This is a genomic window from Pseudomonas nitroreducens NBRC 12694, from assembly GCF_002091755.1.
GTDB classification, from domain to species: Bacteria; Pseudomonadota; Gammaproteobacteria; order Pseudomonadales; family Pseudomonadaceae; genus Pseudomonas; species Pseudomonas nitroreducens.
The window spans coordinates 34,796-53,993 of the sequence record NZ_BDAI01000007.1 but is presented as its reverse complement, the minus strand read 5'-3'; the positions used below and the strand labels follow the sequence as shown (position 1 = coordinate 53,993).

The window sequence follows — 19,198 nt, the reverse complement described above, 5'->3', positions numbered from 1 at the left end:
TTCTCAGAACAGGCCGCTGTTCTCGTTGATGATGCCGTCGAGCGCCTTGTCGACCTTGATATAGATCTCGTGCTCGATCTTCACGTTGAGGTTGATGTTGATCGGCTCCTTGGGCGCGGCCAACTGCACGGTAGGCGTGCAGCCCTGGACGACGCCTGCCAGGAGCAGGAAGGGTAAAACGGCGCGAAGGCGCATCGGGGTTCTCCTTGCGGTCATGGCGCGGCGGCCGGGTCGTTGCGCAGGCGTTCCTGCACGCGCTTGCGAATGGTGTCGCTGACCCGGTCGCTCAGTTGCAGGCTGGTGAGCAGCTTGGGCACGTTCTCCTCCAGGTTGACGTTGAGGTTGATCGGCCGGCCCTGCTCCAGCGCCGGGTTGCGCCCGCTCAGGCTCAGGGCGAGAAGCAGCTTGCCCGATTCATCATAATCCACGCGGCTGCTCAGTTTGTCGTAGCGGAAATCGTCGATGGCCGTGGCCACCAGTTGCATGGCCGGGTTGCTCTGGCCCAGGGAGCGGATCTTCTCCGAACGGAACTGCAGCACGCCCGGCTGCCGTGCGGCGACTTCCCCGCCGTGGATGACCAGCTTGCCTTCGCGCAGGCCCAGCGGCAGGTTGCCGTCGATGACGCCGTTGCCGGACAGCCCTTCCGCCGGGTAGGCCGCCAGGATCGCCTCCAGCGCCAGCCCTTCCAGCTTCAGCGTCAGACCCTCGCGGCGCGCGGAAAGATCCACGCCCCCCGGCGGTAGCCATGCGCGACCGTTGAACATACCCAGCTCCGCCTGCTGCCAGTCGACCCGCCCGGCCAGCGGTGCGTCCAGCGAGCCCCTGTAGTTGGCCTGCAGCGACAGCGGCCCCAGTGTCACGCCGGGGTTGAGCGAGGCGACTTTCACCTGCGGCAACTGCAGCTCCATCTGCGAGCCGTTCAGCGCGAACTTCGCCTGCAGGTCGAGGCCATGGACCTCGCTGCGGTCGTACACGCCCTCCAGACCTTGCCCGCGCAGGTTCAGGCCCAGGCTCTGCGGCGCGCTACCCGGTGGCAGGCGCCAGTTCAGGTCGAAGCTGGCCTTGCCGTTGTTCAGGCTGAGCAGCGCCGGCCAGTCGCCAAGGGACTTCTCCAGCGGGTTGCCGGTGCGCAGGAAGAACTCCGGCTGGCGCGCAACCAGCGCAACGCCCTGCCTGGCGGAATTGTTCAGATCGACTTCGGCATTCAGCCCGCCGCTGTTCAGCAGGCGGCCCTTGAACTGCTGGCTGTCGAGGCTCGCCGCCAGCGTCCCGAGGGCATTCCAGGAAAGCGGTTTGACGTGGGGCTGACGGAGTTCGCCCGCGGCCAGTTTCAGCGGCGCATTCAGTTGCAGGGTGGCCGGCGCATCGGCCGCATAGCCCAGGTCGAGTGCGCCCTTGCCGAGAACGGCGCTGAGCTTGCTCGCCTTGAGCGACTGCGGCCCGGCCAGGGTGCCGACCTGGAGTTGCGCGCCATCGGCGAAGGCGACGTTGGCGGACTGCTGGTCGATGCGCCCCTCGAAGCGCAGGTCGAAGCGGCTGTTGTCGCCACGCAAGCCGGCCAGTTCAAGGTGCGGGACCTTGCCTTCGAGCCGCGAATCCATCAGCTGCAGCGCCAGCGGCGTCGCTTCCAGCAATGCCACGCGGGAACGCAGGCGCAAGTCGGCGGCGCCCACGGCGTGCAGGTCGGCGCGAACACTACCGGCCTCTTCATCCACGCCGGGCTCCATGTGCAGCGTCAGGCGTGCCGGGCGCAGGCCCACTGGCAGCGCCTGCAGCCAGTCGCCGTAGAGGTCGGACAGGCGCAGATCGCCGCTGAGCACCGAGGGCCGCCAGCCAAGGTCGGTGCCGCTGGCGATCAGCCGCAGGTCGCCCTGCAGGTTGCCCAGGCCCGGCAGCGGCCAGGGTTGCGGCAATTGCAGGGAAAGATCGATGTTGCCGCGGCCATCGCGCAGGCCGGGCCAGTCCGGCCACGCGGCGTTGCCAGCCAGCTGCGTATTCCAGCTCAGGCGCAGGCGGCCGGCTTCGGGGATAGGCAGCGGCAGGTTCGGCGTTGGCAACCACATGCCCAGCCAGTTGCGCACCGCCTGCACCGGCGGCACGGCGGGGCTGGCAAGGCTGCCGCTGAGCTGGCGGGCGCCCGGCGCCCAGATCGAATCCAGCGACAGCAGCTGTTCGTTGTCGAGGAAGCTGTCCAGTTGCAGGCGCCACTGCCCGTCGCCGGGCTGCAACAGGCCATTGAAGGCGAGCTGCTGCCCGCCCTGGCGCAACTCGCCACCCAGCGCCGCGGCGCCGCCCGGGATCTGCTGCCAGTGGGCGCTGCCGTTGAGGGTGCAACGCTGCTCGCGGGCACAGGGCAGCTCGAGGAAAACCTGTTCCAGCGCCAGCCGTCCGGGCAGCAACGCCAGCCAGCGATTGAGTTGGGCCAGGTCCGGCAGTGCGACGTCCTCGCCTTCCGCGCTCTCTCCCGGCCATTGGCGGACATCGATCCTGCCGGCGGCCAGCTCCTTCAAGCGCCAGCGGCCATCGGCATGTTCGGGCCAGCCGACACGGACCTCGCGCAACTGGATGGCCAACCGCGCACCATCGGGTGTCTGCCGCTGAAGAACCATCTGTTCCAGGGTCAGCCCTTGTCGCGAAACGCTCAGGCCCTGCCACTGCTCGATGCTCACCCCGGCATTGGCCAGCAGCCGCGGAACCGCCAGCCACGCCGCGCCAACCGCCAGTGCCAGGAGCAGCAACAGCAGCAGGAGGGCGGTGCGCAGGCGGGGGAACGACATGCGAAGGCTCCGGAAAAAACAGGCGATTGCAGCCGGAAACGGCAGAACTCTGGCCTACAGGCTGGCCGCCCGGCGCGGGAAGTTCAAGGGTTGCCAGTGATATTCCCTACACAACCGACTATATTGCCGATATTCCCCCAAAGCTCATCCCAGAGTCTTTCCCATGAGAACCCAGCACCAAAGCCGCCGCGAACTGGACAAGATCGACCGCAATATCCTGCGCATCCTGCAGGAAGAGGGTCGCATCTCCTTCACCGAACTGGGCGAGCGCGTCGGCCTCTCCACCACGCCGTGCACCGAGCGCGTGCGCCGGCTGGAGCGCGAGGGGATCATCATGGGCTACAACGCCCGGCTGAACCCGCAATACCTGAAGGCAAGCCTGCTGGTGTTCGTCGAAATCAGCCTGGACTACAAATCCGGAGACACCTTCGAGGACTTCCGCCGCTCGGTGCTCAAGCTGCCCCACGTGCTGGAGTGCCACCTGGTGTCAGGCCACTTCGACTACCTGGTGAAGGCGCGCATCTCGGAGATGGCCTCCTACCGCAAGCTGCTGGGCGACATCCTGCTCAAGCTGCCCCATGTCCGCGAGTCCAAGAGCTACATCGTGATGGAAGAGGTGAAGGAAAGCCTCACCCTGCCCATCCCCGACTAAATAGCCGGACTGACTCCCCGCCGTTCGCGGCAGGCTCATCGAGTTTATTTACGACTTCCCGGCGTTTTTTGCGCCGCTGCCTATTGGCTGGGCGGGAAGTCGGCGTTTATCCTGCGTAAAATTTTAACAACACAAAAATCAGGATATCGCACATGAACGCCCGCGTTCACCAGCCGGTACACACCGACCGCCACGCCCCGTCCTACTATGCCGCGAGCGTCAATCGGCGCCTCGAAGTACCGCCCCTGGCCGGCGAGGAAAGGGCCGACGTGTGCATCATCGGCGGAGGTTTCTCCGGGCTGAACACGGCCATCGAACTGGCCGAGCGCGGGTTCTCGGTGATCCTGCTGGAAGCCCACCAGATCGGCTGGGGCGCCAGCGGCCGCAACGGCGGCCAACTGATCCGCGGCGTCGGCCATGGCCTGGAGCAATTCGAGCCGGTGATCGGTGCCGAAGGCGTCCATGCCATCAAGCTGATGGGCCTGGAGGCGGTGGAAATCGTCCGTCGCCGCGTCGAGCAGTACGCCATCGACTGCGACCTGACCTGGGGCTACTGCGACCTGGCCAACAAGCCTTCCGACGTCGAAGGCTTCCAGGAAGACTTCGACGAACTGAAGGGCCTCGGCTACCGCCATGAACTGCGCATGGTCCCGAAGGAGGAAATGCGCTCCATCGTCGGCTCCGACCTCTATGTCGGCGGCATGGTGGACATGGGCTCGGGCCACCTGCACCCGCTCAACCTCGCCTTGGGCGAAGCGGCCGCGGCGCAGAGCCTGGGCGTGAAGCTGTTCGAGAACTCCGCCGTCACCGGCATCGACTACGGCAGCGAAGTGCGCGTGCGTACCGCCCAGAGCAGTGTGCGCACCAAGTCCCTGGTGATCGCCTGCAACGCTTACCAGAACCGTCTGAATCCCTACCTCGACGGCAAGGTGCTGCCTGCCGGCAGCTACGTCATCGCCACCGAGCCGCTGTCCGCCGAACAGGCCCATGCGCTTCTGCCGCAGAACATGGCCGTGTGCGACCAGCGTGTGGCGCTGGACTACTACCGTCTCTCCGCCGACAACCGCCTGCTGTTCGGCGGCGCCTGCCATTACTCCGGGCGCGACCCGGCGGACATCGCCGCCTATATGCGACCGAAGATGCTCAAGGTCTTCCCGCACCTGGAAAACCTGCGCATCGACTACCAGTGGGGCGGCATGATCGGCATCGGCGCCAACCGCCTGCCGCAGATCGGCCGCCTGCCGGACCAGCCCAATGTGTACTTCGCCCAGGCCTATGCCGGCCACGGGGTGAACGCCACGCACCTGGCCGGCAAGCTGCTCGCCGAGGCCATTGCCGGCCAGCAGGGCAGCGGCTTCGAGCTGTTCGCCAAGGTGCCGCACATCACCTTCCCCGGCGGCAAGCTGCTGCGCTCGCCATTGCTGGCCCTGGGCATGGCCTGGTACCGCTTCAAGGAAACCCTCGGCGGCTGACCCCTGCGCGCTGCAGCGGCTAGAATCTTCCGCAGCCCGTCACCGGCGGGCTTGTCGGAGACTCCTCTTTGCTTCCACGCCTGCTCCTGCTGATCCTTCTGGCCCTGGGTGGCTGCGCCAGCGCGCCGCCGCCCGAGCCCTCGCACGTGCTGCCGGTGCAGGGCACGCGGCTGGACAATCAGATCAGCGAGCGCGCCGCCGCCCATCCCGGCCAGTCCGGCTTCCACCTGCTGGCGTCCAGCGTCGACGCCTTCCTCGCCCGCGCCGAACTGATCCGCAAGGCCCAGCGCAGCCTCGACGTCCAGTACTACATCGTCCACGACGGTCTCACCACCCGCGCGCTGATCCGCGAACTGCTGCACGCGGCAGATCGCGGCGTGCGCGTGCGCATCCTGATCGACGACACCAGCAGCGATGGCTGGGACTACGAACTGGGCGCCCTCGCCGCCCATCCGAACATTCAGGTGCGCCTGTTCAATCCGCTGCACCTGGGCCGCAGTACCGGCGTCACGCGCAACCTCGGTCGGCTGTTCAACCTCTCCGAGCAGCATCGGCGAATGCACAACAAGTTGCTGCTGGCGGACAACAGCGTGGCCATCGTCGGCGGCCGCAACCTGGGCGACGAGTACTTCGACGCCAAGGCCGAGATGAACTTCAGCGACCTCGACCTGATGGGTGTCGGCCCGGTAGCGCAATCGCTGGGGCAGAGCTTCGACCAGTACTGGAACAGCCGCATCAGCCGGCCCATCGAGGACTACCTGTGGGGCGAGCCGGATCTCGACGAGCTCAATCGCATGCGCCGCAAGCTGGATCACTACCTGGCGAAGGAGCGGGTGAAGAGCTCCAGCTATATCGCCCGGCTGAATCGCAACAGTGACCGCCCGCATCTGCAGAACTGGCTGGACGACCTGGTCTGGGCGCCGGGAAAGGCGGTCTGGGATACGCCACTGAAGGTACTCGACCAGGGCGATCCGAAAGGCGAGCAGTTGCTCAGCACCCAGTTGCAACCGCTGTTCGACGAAGTGTCGAAGGAGCTGATCCTGGTCTCGGCCTACTTCGTGCCGACCAGCGCCGGCGTCGACTACCTGACCCAGCGTGCCGAAAGCGGCGTCAGCGTGCGCCTGCTGACCAACTCGCTGGAAGCCACCGACGTGCCGGCCGTGCACGCCGGTTACGCGCCCTACCGCCTGGAGCTGCTGGAGCACGGGGTGAAGCTCTACGAGCTGCGCGCCGACCCGGACCAGCGCCTCTCCGGAGCGCCGTGGATGGTGCGCGGGTCGAGCAGTGCCAGCCTGCACAGCAAGGCGGCGGTGTTCGACCAGCAGAAGGTGTTCGTCGGCTCGCTGAACTTCGACCCGCGCTCGGTGCTGTGGAACACCGAGGTCGGCATTATAGTCGACAGCCCGGAACTGGCCGACCAGGTGCGCCGCCTGGCGCTGGCGAGCATGTCGCCCAGCGTCAGCTACCAGGTGAAGATAGCGCCGGGCAGCGAGCCGCCGAAGCTGATCTGGATCGAGGAGCGTGGCGGCAAGCGGGTGGCGCTGGACCGTGAGCCGGGCAACGTCTGGCGCCGGCTCAACGTATGGATCGCCGGCGCCATCGGGCTGGAGAAGATGCTCTAGGAGCGCTCCTGCTGCAGCTCGGCGTCGGTCGCGCGCATCACCGGCGGCAAACCGCGATAGGACACCAGCACCACGAACCCCGCAGCGCCCAGCGCCATCACCAGTGGCAGTGCATGGCCGCTGATCCACTGGCTGGCCGCGCCGGTCGCCAGGGGGCCGATCAGGCAGCCTATCCCCCACAGCTGAGCGACATGCGCGTTGGCGCGAACCAGCGCATCATCGCGATAACGCTCGCCAATCAGGATCAGCGACAGGGTGAACAGCCCGCCTGCACTGGCACCGAAAAGCACCAGGATCGGCCAGATGGCGATGTGCTGCAGCAGCAGAGGCATGGCCAGGCTGCTGAGGAACAGCACGATGCCGCAGCCCTTGAACAACGTCTGCCGGGAGATGCGGTCGGCCAGCCAGCCGATGGGCAGTTGCAGCAGTGCATCGCCGACCACCACGGTGCTCACCATCGCCAGTGCCACGGCCTGGGTGAAGCCCTGCTGGATGCCATACACCGGCAGCAAGGTGAGGATCATGGCCTCGAAGCCGGCGAACAGCACCACCGCCCAGGCAATCGCCGGAAGCTGGGCGCAGAAGCTGAACAGCCCGCGGCCGTTGGCACTGTGCGGGTCGACCTTGGGCGCGCCGGTGCGGCCGAGCAGCAACAGGGAACCACCCACCAGCAGGCAGACGCTGAACCAGAAACCAAGGTCGTCGGCGGTGCCGATGAAGGTCAGCAGCACCGGGCCGGACAGCTGGCTCAGCGCATAGCCGGTGCCATAGAGGGCGACCAGGCGGCCGCGCCACTTCTCGATGGCCAGCTGGTTGATCCAGCTCTCCCCGAGGATGAACACGACGGTCAGCTGCACACCGATCAGCAGGCGCAGGATCAGCCAGACCGGATAGCTCTGCAGCAACGCCAGCAGGCCCACCGAGAAGGCCCCGGAAATCAGGCAGATGCGCATCAGTAGCGGTGTACCGACACGCGCGGCGAGGCGGCCGGCGATCATTGCGCCCAGCAGTACGCCCACCGCAGGCGTGGACGCCATGACGCCGATAGCGAAGTTGCCGTAACCCCAGCTCTCCAGGCGCAGAGAAACCAGCGGCATGGTCAGGCCCAGGGCCAGACCGATGCTGATCACGGCAGCACACACAGCAAAATAAGGACCCCAACGCATTGTCTTTCTCCCGTTCCATCCGGAGCGCACGCCAGGCGCGAGGGTGCCCGATGCGCAATGCACAGCGGCCGGGTTTCCCTGAGGGAAACCCGGCCGCGGGTGTGGCTCTTTGTCAGAGCCGGCCCCTGGATCGGGGCCGACCTGCTTCAGCCGAGGATCAGAGTTTGATCCAGGTGGCTTTCAGCTCGGTGTACTTGTCGAACGCGTGCAGCGACTTGTCGCGGCCGTTGCCGGACTGCTTGAAGCCGCCGAACGGAGCGGTCATGTCGCCGCCGTCGTACTGGTTCACCCACACGCTGCCGGCGCGCAGCGCCTTGGCGGTCAGGTGGGCCTTGGACAGGTCGCTGGTCCACACCGCGGCGGCCAGGCCGTACGGAGTGTCGTTGGCGATGCGCACGGCTTCTTCGGCATCGGTGAACTCGATGACCGACAGCACCGGGCCGAAGATCTCTTCACGGGCGATGCGCATGGCGTTGGTCACGCCGTCGAAGATGGTCGGCTCGACGTAGGTGCCGCCAGTCTCTTCCAGGGTGCGCTTGCCGCCGGCCACCAGCTTGGCGCCGTCGTCGTGGCCAGCCTGGATGTAGCTCAGCACGTTGTTCATCTGGGTGGTGTCGACCAGCGCACCGACGTTGGTTTCCGGGTCCAGCGGGTTGCCCGGCTTCCAGGCCTTGATGGCTTCGACGACCATCGGCACGAACTCGGCCTTGATCGACTTCTCTACCAGCAGGCGCGAGCCAGCGGTGCAGACTTCGCCCTGGTTGAAGGCGATGGCGCTGGCAGCGGCTTCGGCAGCGGCTTTCAGGTCCGGCGCGTCAGCGAAGACGATGTTCGGGCTCTTGCCGCCGGCTTCCAGCCAGACGCGCTTCATGTTGGATTCGCCCGCGTAGATCATCAGCTGCTTGGCGATCTTGGTCGAACCGGTGAACACCAGGGTGTCGACGTCCATGTGCAGGGCCAGGGCCTTGCCTACGGTGTGGCCGAAGCCCGGCAGGACGTTGAACACGCCTTTCGGGATGCCGGCCTCGATGGCCAGCTGGGCGATACGGATACCGGTCAGCGGGGACTTCTCGGAAGGCTTGAGGATCACCGAGTTACCGGTGGTCAGCGCCGGGCCGAGCTTCCAGCAGGTCATCAGCAGCGGGAAGTTCCACGGCACGATGGCGGCGACGACGCCGACCGGCTCGCGGGTGACCAGGCCCAGTTCGTTGTGGGCAGTGGCAGCGACTTCGTCGTAGATCTTGTCGATCGCCTCACCGCTCCAGCGCAGGCTGTTGGCGGCGCTGGATACGTCGATGCTCAGCGAGTCGCTGATCGGCTTGCCCATGTCGAGGGTTTCCAGCAGGGCCAGTTCCTCGGCGTTCTCCAGCAGCAGCTCGGAGAAGCGGATCATGACCTTCTTGCGCTTGGCCGGGGCCAGGCGCGACCACACGCCGGAGTCGAAGGCAGCACGGGCAACCTGCACGGCACTTTCGGCATCGGCCAGGTCGCAGCTGGCGACCTTGGCCAGGAAGCGGCCATCCACAGGGCTGATGCAGTCGAAGGTGGCGCCGGATGCGGCGTCGACGTATTCACCGTTGACGAAGGCGCGGCCTTCGATCTTCAGGTCCTTGGCGCGAGCTTCCCAATCGGCGCGAGTGAGGGTACCCATGACAACGTGTCCTCTTATTAATGTACTTATTCAGGTGCAGGCGCCCGGCGTGGGCGCGCTGTCAAATATTCCGCAAGGCGGAGCAAACGCATGCTGTTGGCAACCCTAAACCGGAGGCAGCCAATTTTCAATATTTTTTACACTAAGCGGCCAAATGGCCTTGTCACGTTCGTTTTATTAAACATAGACTGCCCTGATTCGTCGGCTGATGGTTTTCCGACAGCCGCTTCGGAGTAAATAACCAACAGCGCTGCGCGTGCCCGCACGCACTCTCGCCTACAACTCTAAAGAACCGAGACCGCCATGAACGTCGAGCAGATCGTCGATTTCGCCCAGGCCACCACCGCCCCCGAACACTACCGCCCCGCCCCGGACCGCATCATCAAGGGCGACCCGGCGCAGAACGTGCGCAACCACTACGCCAGCGACTGCGGCCAGTTCAACGTGGGCATCTGGGAAGGCGAGCCCGGCCACTGGAACGTCAGCTACACCGAGCACGAGTACTGCGAGATTCTCCAGGGCGTGTCGGTGATCCGTGACGCCAATGGCGGCGCCAAGACCGTGCGCGTCGGCGACCGCTTCGTCATCCCCGCCGGCTTCAGTGGCACCTGGGAAGTGCTGGAGCCATGCCGCAAGGTCTACGTGATCTTCGAGCAGAAGGCCTGATCCACCGAACATGAAAAAGCCCGCCGATCGGCGGGCTTTTTTTGCCTGCGGTTCCGTCAGAAACCGCGGGCAAGAAAAAACCCGCCACAAGGGGCGGGTTTCTTCACAAGGGCGAAGATCAATTACTTGATCTTGGCTTCCTTGTAGATCACGTGCTTGCGAACAACCGGATCGTATTTCTTGATCTCGATTTTCTCAGGCTTGGTACGCTTGTTCTTGTCGGTGGTGTAGAAGTGGCCGGTACCGGCGCTGGACACCAAACGGATCAGTTCGCGCATGACTGCAGCTCCTTAGAATTTTTCGCCGCGGGCGCGCAGGTCGTTCAGAACGGCCTCGATGCCACGCTTGTCGATGATACGCATGCCTTTGGCGGAAACGCGCAGACGCACGAAGCGCTTCTCGGATTCAACCCAGAAACGGTGATGCTGCAGGTTCGGCAGGAAACGGCGACGGGTTTTGTTGTGTGCGTGGGAAATGTTATTCCCGGTAACCGGACCCTTACCGGTCACTTGGCAAACTCTCGACATGGCTCAGCCCTCTGTAAACCACATGCCAAACCCGGCATGGGTTGGCTGCTTAACTCAATAGGATTCTCAGTTTCACCGGGGTCTTAACTGCCGCTTCGCCGCGATCGAGTCGCAGGATCAGGCAGGGCCCCAGAAAAGAGCGCAGCTTTATATCAGAAAGTCACTTCACGCTGCAAGGGAAAGCATGACTCGGAAAAGCCGACGCCAGCCCCCGCGGGCCGCGGCACTGGTGCCGTTCGTCGCCTGTCATCGTTGTGACGGGCAGCGGCTTGGTCTAGGGTAGCTCCTTCGAGGCTGCCAACAGCCTTGCATGACCCGCCCAGCCTCGCGGATGGGCATCTTGCCAGCTTACACGGAGTCCGTCATGCGCCTTGCCCTTCTCGCCCTCTTTCTTTCTCCCGCCCTCGCCAGTGCCGCCTCGCTGAGTGTCTGCACCGAAGCCAGCCCCGAAGGCTTCGACGTGGTCCAGTACAACTCGCTGACCACCACCAACGCCTCGGCCGACGTACTGATGAATCGCCTGGTGGACTTCGATGCTGCAAAGGGCGCCGTAGTACCGAGCCTGGCCGAAAGCTGGAAGGTCTCCGATGACGGCCTGACCTACGACTTCCAGTTGCGCGACGGCGTAGCCTTCCATCACACCGACTACTTCAAGCCCAGCCGCACGCTGAGCGCCGACGACGTGGTGTTCAGCTTCCAGCGCATGCTCGACTCGGCCCAACCCTGGCACAAGGTCGCGCAGAGCGGCTTCCCCCATGCCCAGTCGATGCAGCTGCCGAGCCTGGTAAAAGCCGTGGAGAGGGTCGATGAGCGCCATGTGCGCTTCACCCTCAACCATCCGGACGCGACCTTCCTGGCAATGCTCAGCATGGGCTTCGCCTCAATCTATTCGGCCGAGTACGCCGACCAGCTGATGAAGGCCGGCACCCCGGAGAAGCTCAACGCCCAGCCGATCGGCACCGGCCCCTTCGTCTTCAAGCGCTTCCAGAAGGACGCCGTGGTGCGCTACAGCGCCAACGCCGAGTACTTCGGCGGCAAGCCGGCTGTGGATAACCTCGTGTTCGCCATCACCCCGGACGCCAGTGTGCGCCTGCAGAAGCTCAAGCGCGGCGAATGCCAGATCGCCCTGTCGCCCAAGCCCCTGGACGTCGAGGCGGCGACCAAGAGCGCCGACCTCAAGGTCGAGCAGACCCCGGCCTTCATGACCGCGTTCGTCGGCATCAACAGCCAGCACCCGCCGCTGGACAACCCCAAGGTGCGCCAGGCGATCAACCTTGCCTTCGACAAGGGCACCTACCTCAAGAGCGTGTTCGCCGGCAGTGCCACCGTCGCCGACGGCATCTACCCCCCCAACACCTGGAGCTACGCCAAGGACATCCCCGGCTACCCGCGCGACCTGGACAAGGCCCGCGCGCTGCTGGCCGAAGCCGGACACAAGGACGGCTTCAAGACCACCCTCTGGACCCGCCCCTCCGGCAGCCTGCTCAACCCCAATCCCAGTGTCGGCGCACAACTGCTGCAGGCGGACCTGGCGCAGATCGGCATCCAGGCCGAGATCCGCGTGATCGAATGGGGCGAGCTGATCCGCCGCGCCAAGGCCGGCGAGCATGACCTGCTGTTCATGGGCTGGGCCGGCGACAACGGCGACCCGGACAACTTCCTCACCCCGCAATTCTCCTGCGCCAGCGTGAAGTCCGGCCTCAACTTCGCCCGTCATTGCGACGAGAAGCTCGACGGCCTGATCAGCCAGGGCAAGGCAGTCGCCGACCAGACCAAGCGCAGCGCGCTGTACCACCAGGCCCAGCAGATCATCCACGACCAGGCGCTGTGGCTGCCGTTGGCACATCCGACCGCCTCGGCGCTCACCCGCCAGAACGTGAAGGGTTATTCAGTCAGCCCCTTCGGTCGCCAGGATTTCTCCAAGGTGCAGCTTTGAGCGACGTCCTGCTCAATCATCTGCTACCGGAGTTCCAGTTCTCCGAGCGGCACACGCTGAACATGCGGGCGTCACCCGGCCAGGTGCTGGACGCAGTGACCCAGCTCACCGCCGAGCAGGACCCGCTGGTACAGCGCTTTCTGCAGATCCGCGAGGCACCGGCGCGGCTCGCCCTGCGCCTGGGGTTACGAAACGCGCTGGCTGATCGCCCGCGCTTCGGCCTGCACGAGTTCACCCTGCTGGGTCGCCACGCCGACCGGGAAATCGGCTATGGGCTGGTTGGACGCTTCTGGCGCAGCGACTTCGGCCTGCGTTCGTGCGCGGACGGCGAAGCCTTCCGGCGCTTCGCCGAGCCCGGCACAGCCAGGCTGATGCTGCACTTTTCCTGCGAGCCAGCGGATCGGGACGGCTACACCCAGGTCCGAACGGAAACCCGCGTGCACTGCCCGGACCGCCGCAGCCGCCTGCTGTTCACACCTTACTGGTTGGCGATCCGCCCGGTCAGCGGGCTGATTCGCCGACGCCTGCTGCGCGACATCCAGCGGCGCATCTCAGACCATCCCCAACTCGGCCATTGATTGCGGCTCGCCGTCGCCGACAATGAAGTGATCCAGCACGCGTACGTCGATGAGCGCCAGCGCCTCGATGATGCGGCGGGTCAGCAGGCGGTCGGAGTGGCTCGGCTCGCAGATCCCCGAGGGATGGTTGTGCGCCAGGATCAGCGCGGCGGCGTTGTGCGCCAGGGCGCGCTTGACGATCTGCCGGGGGTAGACGCTGGCGCTGTCGATGGAGCCGTGGAACAGCACTTCGAAGTCCAGCACCCGGTGGCGATTGTCCATGAACAGGCAGGCGAACACCTCGTGGTGCTCATGCCGCAACCGCGCCTTGAGAAAGTCACGCACGGCCTGGGGGCTTTCCAGCGCCGAATCGCGACTGAGCTGTTCCGCCAGGTGGCGCCGGGCAATTTCCAGCACGGCCTGCAGTTGCACGAACTTGGCGACGCCCAGCCCCAGGTGACTGCAGAACGATTCCAGGTCGGCCTCCAGCAGGGCCCGCAGGCTGCCGAACTCGCTGAGCAGCCGCCGCGCCAGGTCGACGGCACTGCAGCCGACCACGCCGGTACGCAGGAAGATCGCCAGCAACTCGGCGTCGCTCAGGCTCGCCGCGCCCCGTTCGAGAAGCTTTTCCCGCGGGCGCTCCGCCGCAGGCCAGTCACGAATACTCAAGGAACCTCCCGGTCAGGCCGCCCGCTGTTCCCGCGCAGGCGCTGTGCTATCTTAGCCCCCTCGCTTCGCGCAGCCGGAGGCCTGGGGAGGCGTCGTCGGCTTCAGCGCGCGTCATCCATTTCCGTATTTAAGGCTGGCCTATGCAGCGGCTCTATCGTAAACGCATCGTTCTGGGCGTCGGCGGCGGCATCGCCGCCTACAAGAGCGCCGAACTGGTCCGCCGGTTGCGCGACCAGGGCGCCGAGGTGCGTGTCGTGATGACCCAGGGCGGCCGCGAGTTCATCACCCCGCTCACCCTTCAGGCCCTTTCCGGTCATCCAGTGCACCTGGACCTGCTCGACCCCGCCGCCGAAGCGGCCATGGGGCATATCGAGCTGGCCCGCTGGGCCGACCTGGTCCTGATCGCCCCCGCCACCGCCGACCTCATGGCGCGTCTGGCCCAGGGCGTGGCCAACGATCTGCTGACTACCCTGGTACTGGCCACCGATGCACAGGTTGCCCTCGCCCCGGCAATGAACCAGGCCATGTGGCGCGACCCGGCCACCCAGGTCAACGCCGAGTTGCTGCGCAGCCGTGGCCTGCACTTCTTCGGCCCCGCTGCCGGCAGCCAGGCCTGCGGCGACGTCGGCCCCGGGCGCATGCTCGAAGCCGAGGAGCTGGCGCAACTGGCCGCCGACTGCTTCGAGTTCAAGGCACTGACCGGCCAGCACATCCTGATCACCGCCGGGCCGACCCAGGAAAACATCGACCCGGTGCGCTACATCACCAACCACAGCTCCGGGAAGATGGGCTTCGCCCTGGCAGAGGCGGCCGCCGAGGCCGGCGCCCGCGTGACCCTGGTGACCGGCCCGGTGCACCTGCCGACTCCGGACCGGGTGAGCCGCGTCGACGTGGTCAGCGCCCGCGACATGCTCGCCGCCTGCGAAGCGGCGATGCCGGCGGACATCCTGATCGCCTCCGCCGCCGTGGCCGACTACCGCCCGGAACTGGTCGCAACGCAGAAGCTGAAGAAAGATCCCACCAAGGGTGATGGCCTGCTCTTGCAGCTGGTGCGCAATCCCGACATCCTCGCCACCCTCTCGCTGCGCGAGGACCGGCCCTTCAGCGTCGGCTTCGCGGCGGAGACCGAGAACCTGCTCGAGTACGCCTCGCGCAAGCTCAAGGACAAGAATCTCGACCTGATTGTCGCCAACGACGTGGCAAATCCGTCAATCGGCTTCAATAGTGAAGAGAACGCCATCACGGTCATCGACCGCGAATTGCACAAGACTGCATTCGCCCAGACCAGCAAGGGCAAGATCGCCCGCCAGCTGATCGCCTTCATCGCCGACCGCATCCATCAACACTGAGAACCCAATGCATTCCCTGCAAGCCAAGATCCTCGATCCCCGCCTGGGCAGCGACTTCCCGCTGCCGCAGTACGCCACCCCGGGTTCCGCCGGCCTCGACCTGCGCGCCATGCTCAAGGAAGACCTCATCCTCGAGCCGGGCCAGACCGTGCTGATCCCCACCGGCCTGTCCATCTACATCGCCGATCCGGGCCTGGCCGCGCTGATCCTTCCGCGCTCGGGCCTGGGCCACAAGCACGGCATCGTGCTGGGCAACCTGGTCGGGCTGATCGACTCGGACTACCAGGGCGAGCTGATGGTCTCCTGCTGGAACCGCGGCAATACCGCTTTCACGATCGCCATCGGCGAGCGCATCGCCCAGCTGGTGCTGGTGCCGGTAGTGCAGGCGCATTTCGAGCTGGTCGAGAGCTTCGACGAAAGCCAGCGCGGCGCCGGCGGCTTCGGGCACTCCGGCAGCCATTGACCCCTACCCATTTCAGGATGAATCGCCGAGGAGACGTTGCATGAAACTTTTCCAACGCACTGCCAAGGACAGCGCCGACCTGCCGGAACTCGTGCCGGCGGAGAAGCCCGTCAGGGGATCGCCCCCCAAGGTCGACCTCAAACCACTGCTGCCATCGCTCATCCTTACCGTGGGCGGCGTAGTGGCGGCCAGCGCGCTGCTGTGGTTCAGCCTGTTCGGCCAGGCCGACAAGGCTCACGTCACCCAGTTGAGCAACGCCTGGTCGGAAAGCCAGGCCGGCGCGCTGCGTCAGTCCCTGAATCTGCTGGCCGCCGACAGCCGCGCCATGGCAGGAGACCCGCAGTTGCTGCCGACCCTGCAGAGCAATGACCCGACGCGCATCGCCGCACTGGAGAAGGCGCTGACCCAGGGCCATCTGGATGGGCTGGTGGACGTCCACCTGAACGCCAACGGTCAGGCTGTGCAGGACACCGCCCGCCCCGGCCCGCTGAACTATGCCGCGCTGGATATGCTGCACCGTGTCGAAAGCGGCCAGGCCGTGGCGCCGGAGGCCTACAAGGTCGGGACCCGCTGGCTGGTCTACAACCCCATCGCCCTGCGCGCCGCGGATAACTCGATCCAGGGCTCCCTGCTGCTGGTCGTCGACCTGCAGCGCCTGCTCGGCAACCTGCCGCCGATGTCCGCCGATATCGGCCGGCTGCAGATTTCCCAGCAGTTCGGCAACTCGCCGGCCCAGTTGCTGCTGCAACGCGGGCAGGCCAGCGACGCCGCTGCGGTAGCGCTACCCAGTGGCAATCCGAACTGGAAGCTGAGCTTCACCCCCGGCCCGACCGTCACCGACCAGCTGTACTCGCCAACCCTGCTGGGTATCGCCGCCTTGCTGGCACTGGTGGGCAGTCTCCTTGGCCTCTACCTTGCGCAAAGTGCGATGCAGCGCCGGGTCAGCAAGGATGCACAGGCCCTGGGGCAGTTCGTTCAGGAACTCGCCGGCCAACGCACTGCCAAAGCACCTGAGCTGAGCCTGCCGAGTCTGCAGGCGCTGGCTCAGGCGCTGGCCCGCCAGCCACGCCGCAAGACCGAAACACCCGGTGCCAGCGCACCCGCCGCGCCCGCAGCTCCCGCCCAGCCGATCCCGGCTGCCACCGCTGCCAGCGCCCCGGCCGCTGCCACCGAATCGCCATTGGTCGATCCGCTATTCCAGAACACCGACATTCTGGACATCGACATTCTTGATGAAGACCAGGATCTCCTGGGATTGGAGCAAACACCCGCTATGAGCACGCCAAAAGCCCCGCAACTGCCCGCCAGCATCTTCCGCGCCTACGACATCCGTGGCGTGGTCGGCGATACCCTGACCGCCGAGACCGCCTACTGGGTCGGCCGCGCGATCGGTTCCGAAAGCCTGGCGCGCGGCGAGCCGTGCGTCTCCGTCGGCCGCGACGGCCGCCTGTCCGGCCCCGAGTTGGTCCAGCAGTTGATCCAGGGCCTGGTCGATTGCGGTTGCCAGGTCACCGACATCGGCATGGTGCCCACCCCGGTCCTGTACTACGCCGCCAACGTCCTGGAAGGCAAATCCGGTGTGATGCTCACCGGCAGCCACAACCCGCCGGACTACAACGGCTTCAAGATCGTCGTCGCCGGCGAAACCCTGGCCAACGAACAGATCCAGGCCCTGCGCGAGCGCATCCAGAACGATGACCTCGCCTCTGGCGTCGGCAGCGTGCAGCAGGTCGACATCCTGCCGCGCTACTTCCAGCAGATTCGCGACGACATCGCCCTGGCCAAGCCGCTGAAAGTGGTGGTGGACTGCGGCAACGGCGTGGCCGGCGTGATCGCCCCGCAACTGATCGAAGCCCTGGGCTGCACCGTGATCCCGCTGTACTGCGATGTCGACGGCACCTTCCCCAACCACCACCCGGATCCGGGCAAGCCGGAGAACCTGGAAGACCTGATCGCCAAGGTCAAGGAGACCGGCGCCGACCTGGGCCTGGCCTTCGACGGCGACGGCGACCGCGTGGGCGTGGTGACCAACGAAGGCACCATCATCTACCCGGACCGCCTTCTGATGCTGTTCGCCAAGGACGTGGTCTCGCGCAACCCGGGCGCCGACATCATCTTCGACGTCAAGTGCACCCGTCGCCTGATCTCGCTGATCAGCGGCTACGGCGGTCGCCCGGTGATGTGGAAGACCGGCCACTCGCTGATCAAGAAGAAAATGAAGGAAACCGGCGCCCTGCTCGCCGGCGAGATGAGCGGCCACATCTTCTTCAAGGAGCGCTGGTACGGCTTCGACGACGGCATCTACAGCGCCGCGCGCCTGCTGGAAATCATCAGCCTGGACAAGCGCGATGCCGAGCGCGTGTTCTCCGCGTTCCCGATGGACATCTCCACCCCGGAAATCAACATCACCGTCACCGACGAGGGCAAGTTCGCCCTGATCGAGGCGCTGCAGGCCCGCGGCCAGTGGGGTGAAGCCAACCTCACCACCCTCGACGGCGTGCGTGTCGATTACCCCAAAGGCTGGGGCCTGGTTCGCGCGTCCAACACCACTCCGGTGCTGGTGCTGCGCTTCGAGGCGGACTCCCAGGACGAACTGGAACGCATCAAGGACGTGTTCCGTACCCAGCTGAAAGCGGTCGACCCCGCCCTCAGCCTGCCATTTTGACCCCTATGCCGGAGCCCACCATGACCCAGAGCCGCGATGACGCCGCCCAGGTTGCCCGCGTCCTTGCCGAAGCCCTGCCCTATATCCGCCGGTTCGTCGGCAAGACGCTGGTGATCAAGTACGGCGGCAACGCCATGGAAACGGACGAGCTGAAGAACAGCTTCGCCCGCGACGTGGTGCTGATGAAAGCCGTCGGTATCAACCCGGTGGTGGTCCATGGTGGTGGTCCGCAGATCGGCGACCTGCTCAGCCGCCTGTCGATCGAAAGCCACTTCATCGATGGCATGCGCGTCACCGACGCGCAGACCATGGACGTGGTGGAGATGGTCCTCGGCGGCCAGGTGAACAAGGACATCGTCAATCTGATCAACCGTCATGGCGGCAGCGCCATCGGCCTGACCGGCAAGGACGCCGAGCTGATCCGCGCGAAGAAGCTCACCGTCACCCGCCAGACGCCGGAAATGACCAAGCCGGAAATCATCGACATCGGCCACGTGGGCGAAGTCACCGGGGTCAACGTCGACCTGCTGAACATGCTGGTGCAGGGCGACTTCATCCCGGTCATCGCGCCGATCGGCGTAGGCGCCAACGGCGAGTCCTACAACATCAACGCCGACCTGGTGGCCGGCAAGGTGGCCGAGGCGCTGAAGGCCGAGAAGCTGATGCTGCTCACCAACATCGCCGGCCTGATGGACAAGCAGGGCCAGGTGCTCACCGGCCTGACCACCGAGCAGGTCAACGAGCTGATCGCCGACGGCACCATCTACGGCGGCATGCTGCCGAAGATCCGCTGCGCCCTCGAGGCAGTCCAGGGCGGCGTGACCAGCGCGCACATCATCGATGGCCGCGTACCCAACGCCGTGCTGCTGGAGATCTTCACCGACAGCGGTGTCGGCACGCTGATCACCAACCGCAAGCAGCGCTGATCGCAACGACACCCGCCAGGAGCGATCCTCGCGGGTGTTTTTTTGCCTGTTCCAGGCCGCTTCAGCCCCATGGATGCCCGGCCTCGAAAGGTCTACAGGA

At 65.8% G+C, this 19,198-nt stretch carries 17 protein-coding genes; 10 read left to right on the top strand and 7 right to left on the bottom strand.

Annotation, left to right across the window (positions count from 1 at the left end; genetic code table 11):
• Positions 1–3: 3 nt before the first annotated feature.
• Together PNI01S_RS18740 and PNI01S_RS18735 are read right to left on the bottom strand one after the other, a co-directional pair.
• Entirely contained in the window at positions 4–195 is a 192-nt protein-coding gene (locus PNI01S_RS18740) for a YnbE family lipoprotein (RefSeq protein ID WP_024762075.1), read from the bottom strand.
• Positions 196–212: 17 nt separating this feature from the next.
• On the bottom strand, positions 213–2,777 hold the full coding sequence (locus tag PNI01S_RS18735; protein WP_084358790.1) for an intermembrane phospholipid transport YdbH family protein: 2,565 nt from the start codon (positions 2,775–2,777) through the stop codon (positions 213–215).
• 163 nt (positions 2,778–2,940) lie between these two features.
• Between PNI01S_RS18735 and dadR the strand changes: the two genes are divergently transcribed.
• The 3 genes from dadR to PNI01S_RS18720 all read left to right on the top strand — a co-directional run bounded on the left by dadR (position 2,941) and on the right by PNI01S_RS18720 (position 6,523).
• Entirely contained in the window at positions 2,941–3,429 is a 489-nt protein-coding gene (gene dadR, locus PNI01S_RS18730; protein WP_015479539.1) for a transcriptional regulator DadR, read from the top strand.
• 152 nt (positions 3,430–3,581) lie between these two features.
• A complete protein-coding gene (locus PNI01S_RS18725; protein ID WP_084358789.1) occupies positions 3,582–4,901 on the top strand; it encodes an NAD(P)/FAD-dependent oxidoreductase in 1,320 nt (439 codons plus the stop codon).
• Positions 4,902–4,969: 68 nt separating this feature from the next.
• Complete coding sequence (locus tag PNI01S_RS18720; RefSeq protein ID WP_024762074.1) at positions 4,970–6,523, top strand: phospholipase D family protein; 1,554 nt, start codon at positions 4,970–4,972, stop codon at positions 6,521–6,523.
• Here PNI01S_RS18720 and PNI01S_RS18715 read toward each other — a convergent pair.
• Both PNI01S_RS18715 and PNI01S_RS18710 read right to left on the bottom strand, forming a co-directional pair.
• On the bottom strand, positions 6,520–7,689 hold the full coding sequence (locus tag PNI01S_RS18715) for an MFS transporter (RefSeq protein ID WP_084358788.1): 1,170 nt from the start codon (positions 7,687–7,689) through the stop codon (positions 6,520–6,522). The genes PNI01S_RS18720 and PNI01S_RS18715 overlap by 4 nt on opposite strands.
• A 157-nt stretch (positions 7,690–7,846) precedes the next feature.
• On the bottom strand, positions 7,847–9,340 hold the full coding sequence (locus tag PNI01S_RS18710) for an aldehyde dehydrogenase (RefSeq protein ID WP_024762073.1): 1,494 nt from the start codon (positions 9,338–9,340) through the stop codon (positions 7,847–7,849).
• A 303-nt stretch (positions 9,341–9,643) separates the two neighbouring features.
• Here PNI01S_RS18710 and PNI01S_RS18705 point away from each other — a divergent pair, with 303 nt between their 5' ends.
• The gene (locus tag PNI01S_RS18705) at positions 9,644–10,006 is read left to right on the top strand and encodes a cupin domain-containing protein (protein WP_024762072.1); all 363 of its coding nucleotides are present in this window, start codon (positions 9,644–9,646) and stop codon (positions 10,004–10,006) included.
• Positions 10,007–10,128: 122 nt separating this feature from the next.
• On the opposite strand, the gene rpmG is transcribed toward PNI01S_RS18705, so the two are convergent.
• Positions 10,129–10,284, bottom strand: a complete 156-nt coding sequence (rpmG, locus tag PNI01S_RS18700; protein WP_017520721.1) for a 50S ribosomal protein L33 — start codon at positions 10,282–10,284, stop codon at positions 10,129–10,131.
• Positions 10,285–10,296: 12 nt separating this feature from the next.
• Entirely contained in the window at positions 10,297–10,533 is a 237-nt protein-coding gene (rpmB, locus tag PNI01S_RS18695; protein WP_009614118.1) for a 50S ribosomal protein L28, read from the bottom strand.
• A gap of 364 nt (positions 10,534–10,897) precedes the next feature.
• Here rpmB and PNI01S_RS18690 point away from each other — a divergent pair, with 364 nt between their 5' ends.
• Both PNI01S_RS18690 and PNI01S_RS18685 read left to right on the top strand, forming a co-directional pair.
• Entirely contained in the window at positions 10,898–12,469 is a 1,572-nt protein-coding gene (locus tag PNI01S_RS18690) for an ABC transporter substrate-binding protein (protein ID WP_024762071.1), read from the top strand.
• Positions 12,466–13,047, top strand: a complete 582-nt coding sequence (locus PNI01S_RS18685) for a DUF2867 domain-containing protein (protein ID WP_226045648.1) — start codon at positions 12,466–12,468, stop codon at positions 13,045–13,047. The genes PNI01S_RS18690 and PNI01S_RS18685 overlap by 4 nt, the downstream gene beginning before the upstream one ends.
• On the opposite strand, the gene radC is transcribed toward PNI01S_RS18685, so the two are convergent.
• A complete protein-coding gene (radC, locus tag PNI01S_RS18680) occupies positions 13,021–13,695 on the bottom strand; it encodes a RadC family protein (RefSeq protein WP_024762069.1) in 675 nt (224 codons plus the stop codon). The two genes, PNI01S_RS18685 and radC, sit on opposite strands and share 27 nt — an antisense overlap.
• 140 nt (positions 13,696–13,835) lie before the next feature.
• On the opposite strand from radC, the gene coaBC reads away from it, so the two are divergent.
• The 4 genes from coaBC to argB are packed head-to-tail and all read left to right on the top strand — an operon-like array spanning position 13,836 to position 19,098.
• The gene (gene coaBC / locus PNI01S_RS18675) at positions 13,836–15,044 is read left to right on the top strand and encodes a bifunctional phosphopantothenoylcysteine decarboxylase/phosphopantothenate--cysteine ligase CoaBC (RefSeq protein ID WP_024762068.1); all 1,209 of its coding nucleotides are present in this window, start codon (positions 13,836–13,838) and stop codon (positions 15,042–15,044) included.
• A gap of 7 nt (positions 15,045–15,051) precedes the next feature.
• Complete coding sequence (gene dut / locus PNI01S_RS18670; protein ID WP_024762067.1) at positions 15,052–15,507, top strand: dUTP diphosphatase; 456 nt, start codon at positions 15,052–15,054, stop codon at positions 15,505–15,507.
• A gap of 40 nt (positions 15,508–15,547) precedes the next feature.
• Positions 15,548–18,172, top strand: a complete 2,625-nt coding sequence (locus tag PNI01S_RS18665; protein WP_084358787.1) for a phosphomannomutase/phosphoglucomutase — start codon at positions 15,548–15,550, stop codon at positions 18,170–18,172.
• A gap of 20 nt (positions 18,173–18,192) precedes the next feature.
• Entirely contained in the window at positions 18,193–19,098 is a 906-nt protein-coding gene (gene argB, locus PNI01S_RS18660) for an acetylglutamate kinase (RefSeq protein ID WP_024762065.1), read from the top strand.
• The last annotated feature ends 100 nt before the right edge of the window (positions 19,099–19,198 follow it).

Coding starts and splice junctions, on each gene's coding strand:
- PNI01S_RS18715 (WP_084358788.1), bottom strand. CDS start 7,689: ATGCGTTGGGGTCCTTATTTTGCTGTGTGTGCTGCCGTGATCAGCATC.
- dut (WP_024762067.1), top strand. CDS start 15,052: ATGCATTCCCTGCAAGCCAAGATCCTCGATCCCCGCCTGGGCAGCGAC.
- PNI01S_RS18665 (WP_084358787.1), top strand. CDS start 15,548: ATGAAACTTTTCCAACGCACTGCCAAGGACAGCGCCGACCTGCCGGAA.
- PNI01S_RS18735 (WP_084358790.1), bottom strand. CDS start 2,777: ATGTCGTTCCCCCGCCTGCGCACCGCCCTCCTGCTGCTGTTGCTGCTC.
- dadR (WP_015479539.1), top strand. CDS start 2,941: ATGAGAACCCAGCACCAAAGCCGCCGCGAACTGGACAAGATCGACCGC.
- PNI01S_RS18740 (WP_024762075.1), bottom strand. CDS start 195: ATGCGCCTTCGCGCCGTTTTACCCTTCCTGCTCCTGGCAGGCGTCGTC.
- PNI01S_RS18690 (WP_024762071.1), top strand. CDS start 10,898: ATGCGCCTTGCCCTTCTCGCCCTCTTTCTTTCTCCCGCCCTCGCCAGT.
- PNI01S_RS18705 (WP_024762072.1), top strand. CDS start 9,644: ATGAACGTCGAGCAGATCGTCGATTTCGCCCAGGCCACCACCGCCCCC.
- argB (WP_024762065.1), top strand. CDS start 18,193: ATGACCCAGAGCCGCGATGACGCCGCCCAGGTTGCCCGCGTCCTTGCC.
- PNI01S_RS18725 (WP_084358789.1), top strand. CDS start 3,582: ATGAACGCCCGCGTTCACCAGCCGGTACACACCGACCGCCACGCCCCG.
- rpmG (WP_017520721.1), bottom strand. CDS start 10,284: ATGCGCGAACTGATCCGTTTGGTGTCCAGCGCCGGTACCGGCCACTTC.
- rpmB (WP_009614118.1), bottom strand. CDS start 10,533: ATGTCGAGAGTTTGCCAAGTGACCGGTAAGGGTCCGGTTACCGGGAAT.
- PNI01S_RS18710 (WP_024762073.1), bottom strand. CDS start 9,340: ATGGGTACCCTCACTCGCGCCGATTGGGAAGCTCGCGCCAAGGACCTG.
- coaBC (WP_024762068.1), top strand. CDS start 13,836: ATGCAGCGGCTCTATCGTAAACGCATCGTTCTGGGCGTCGGCGGCGGC.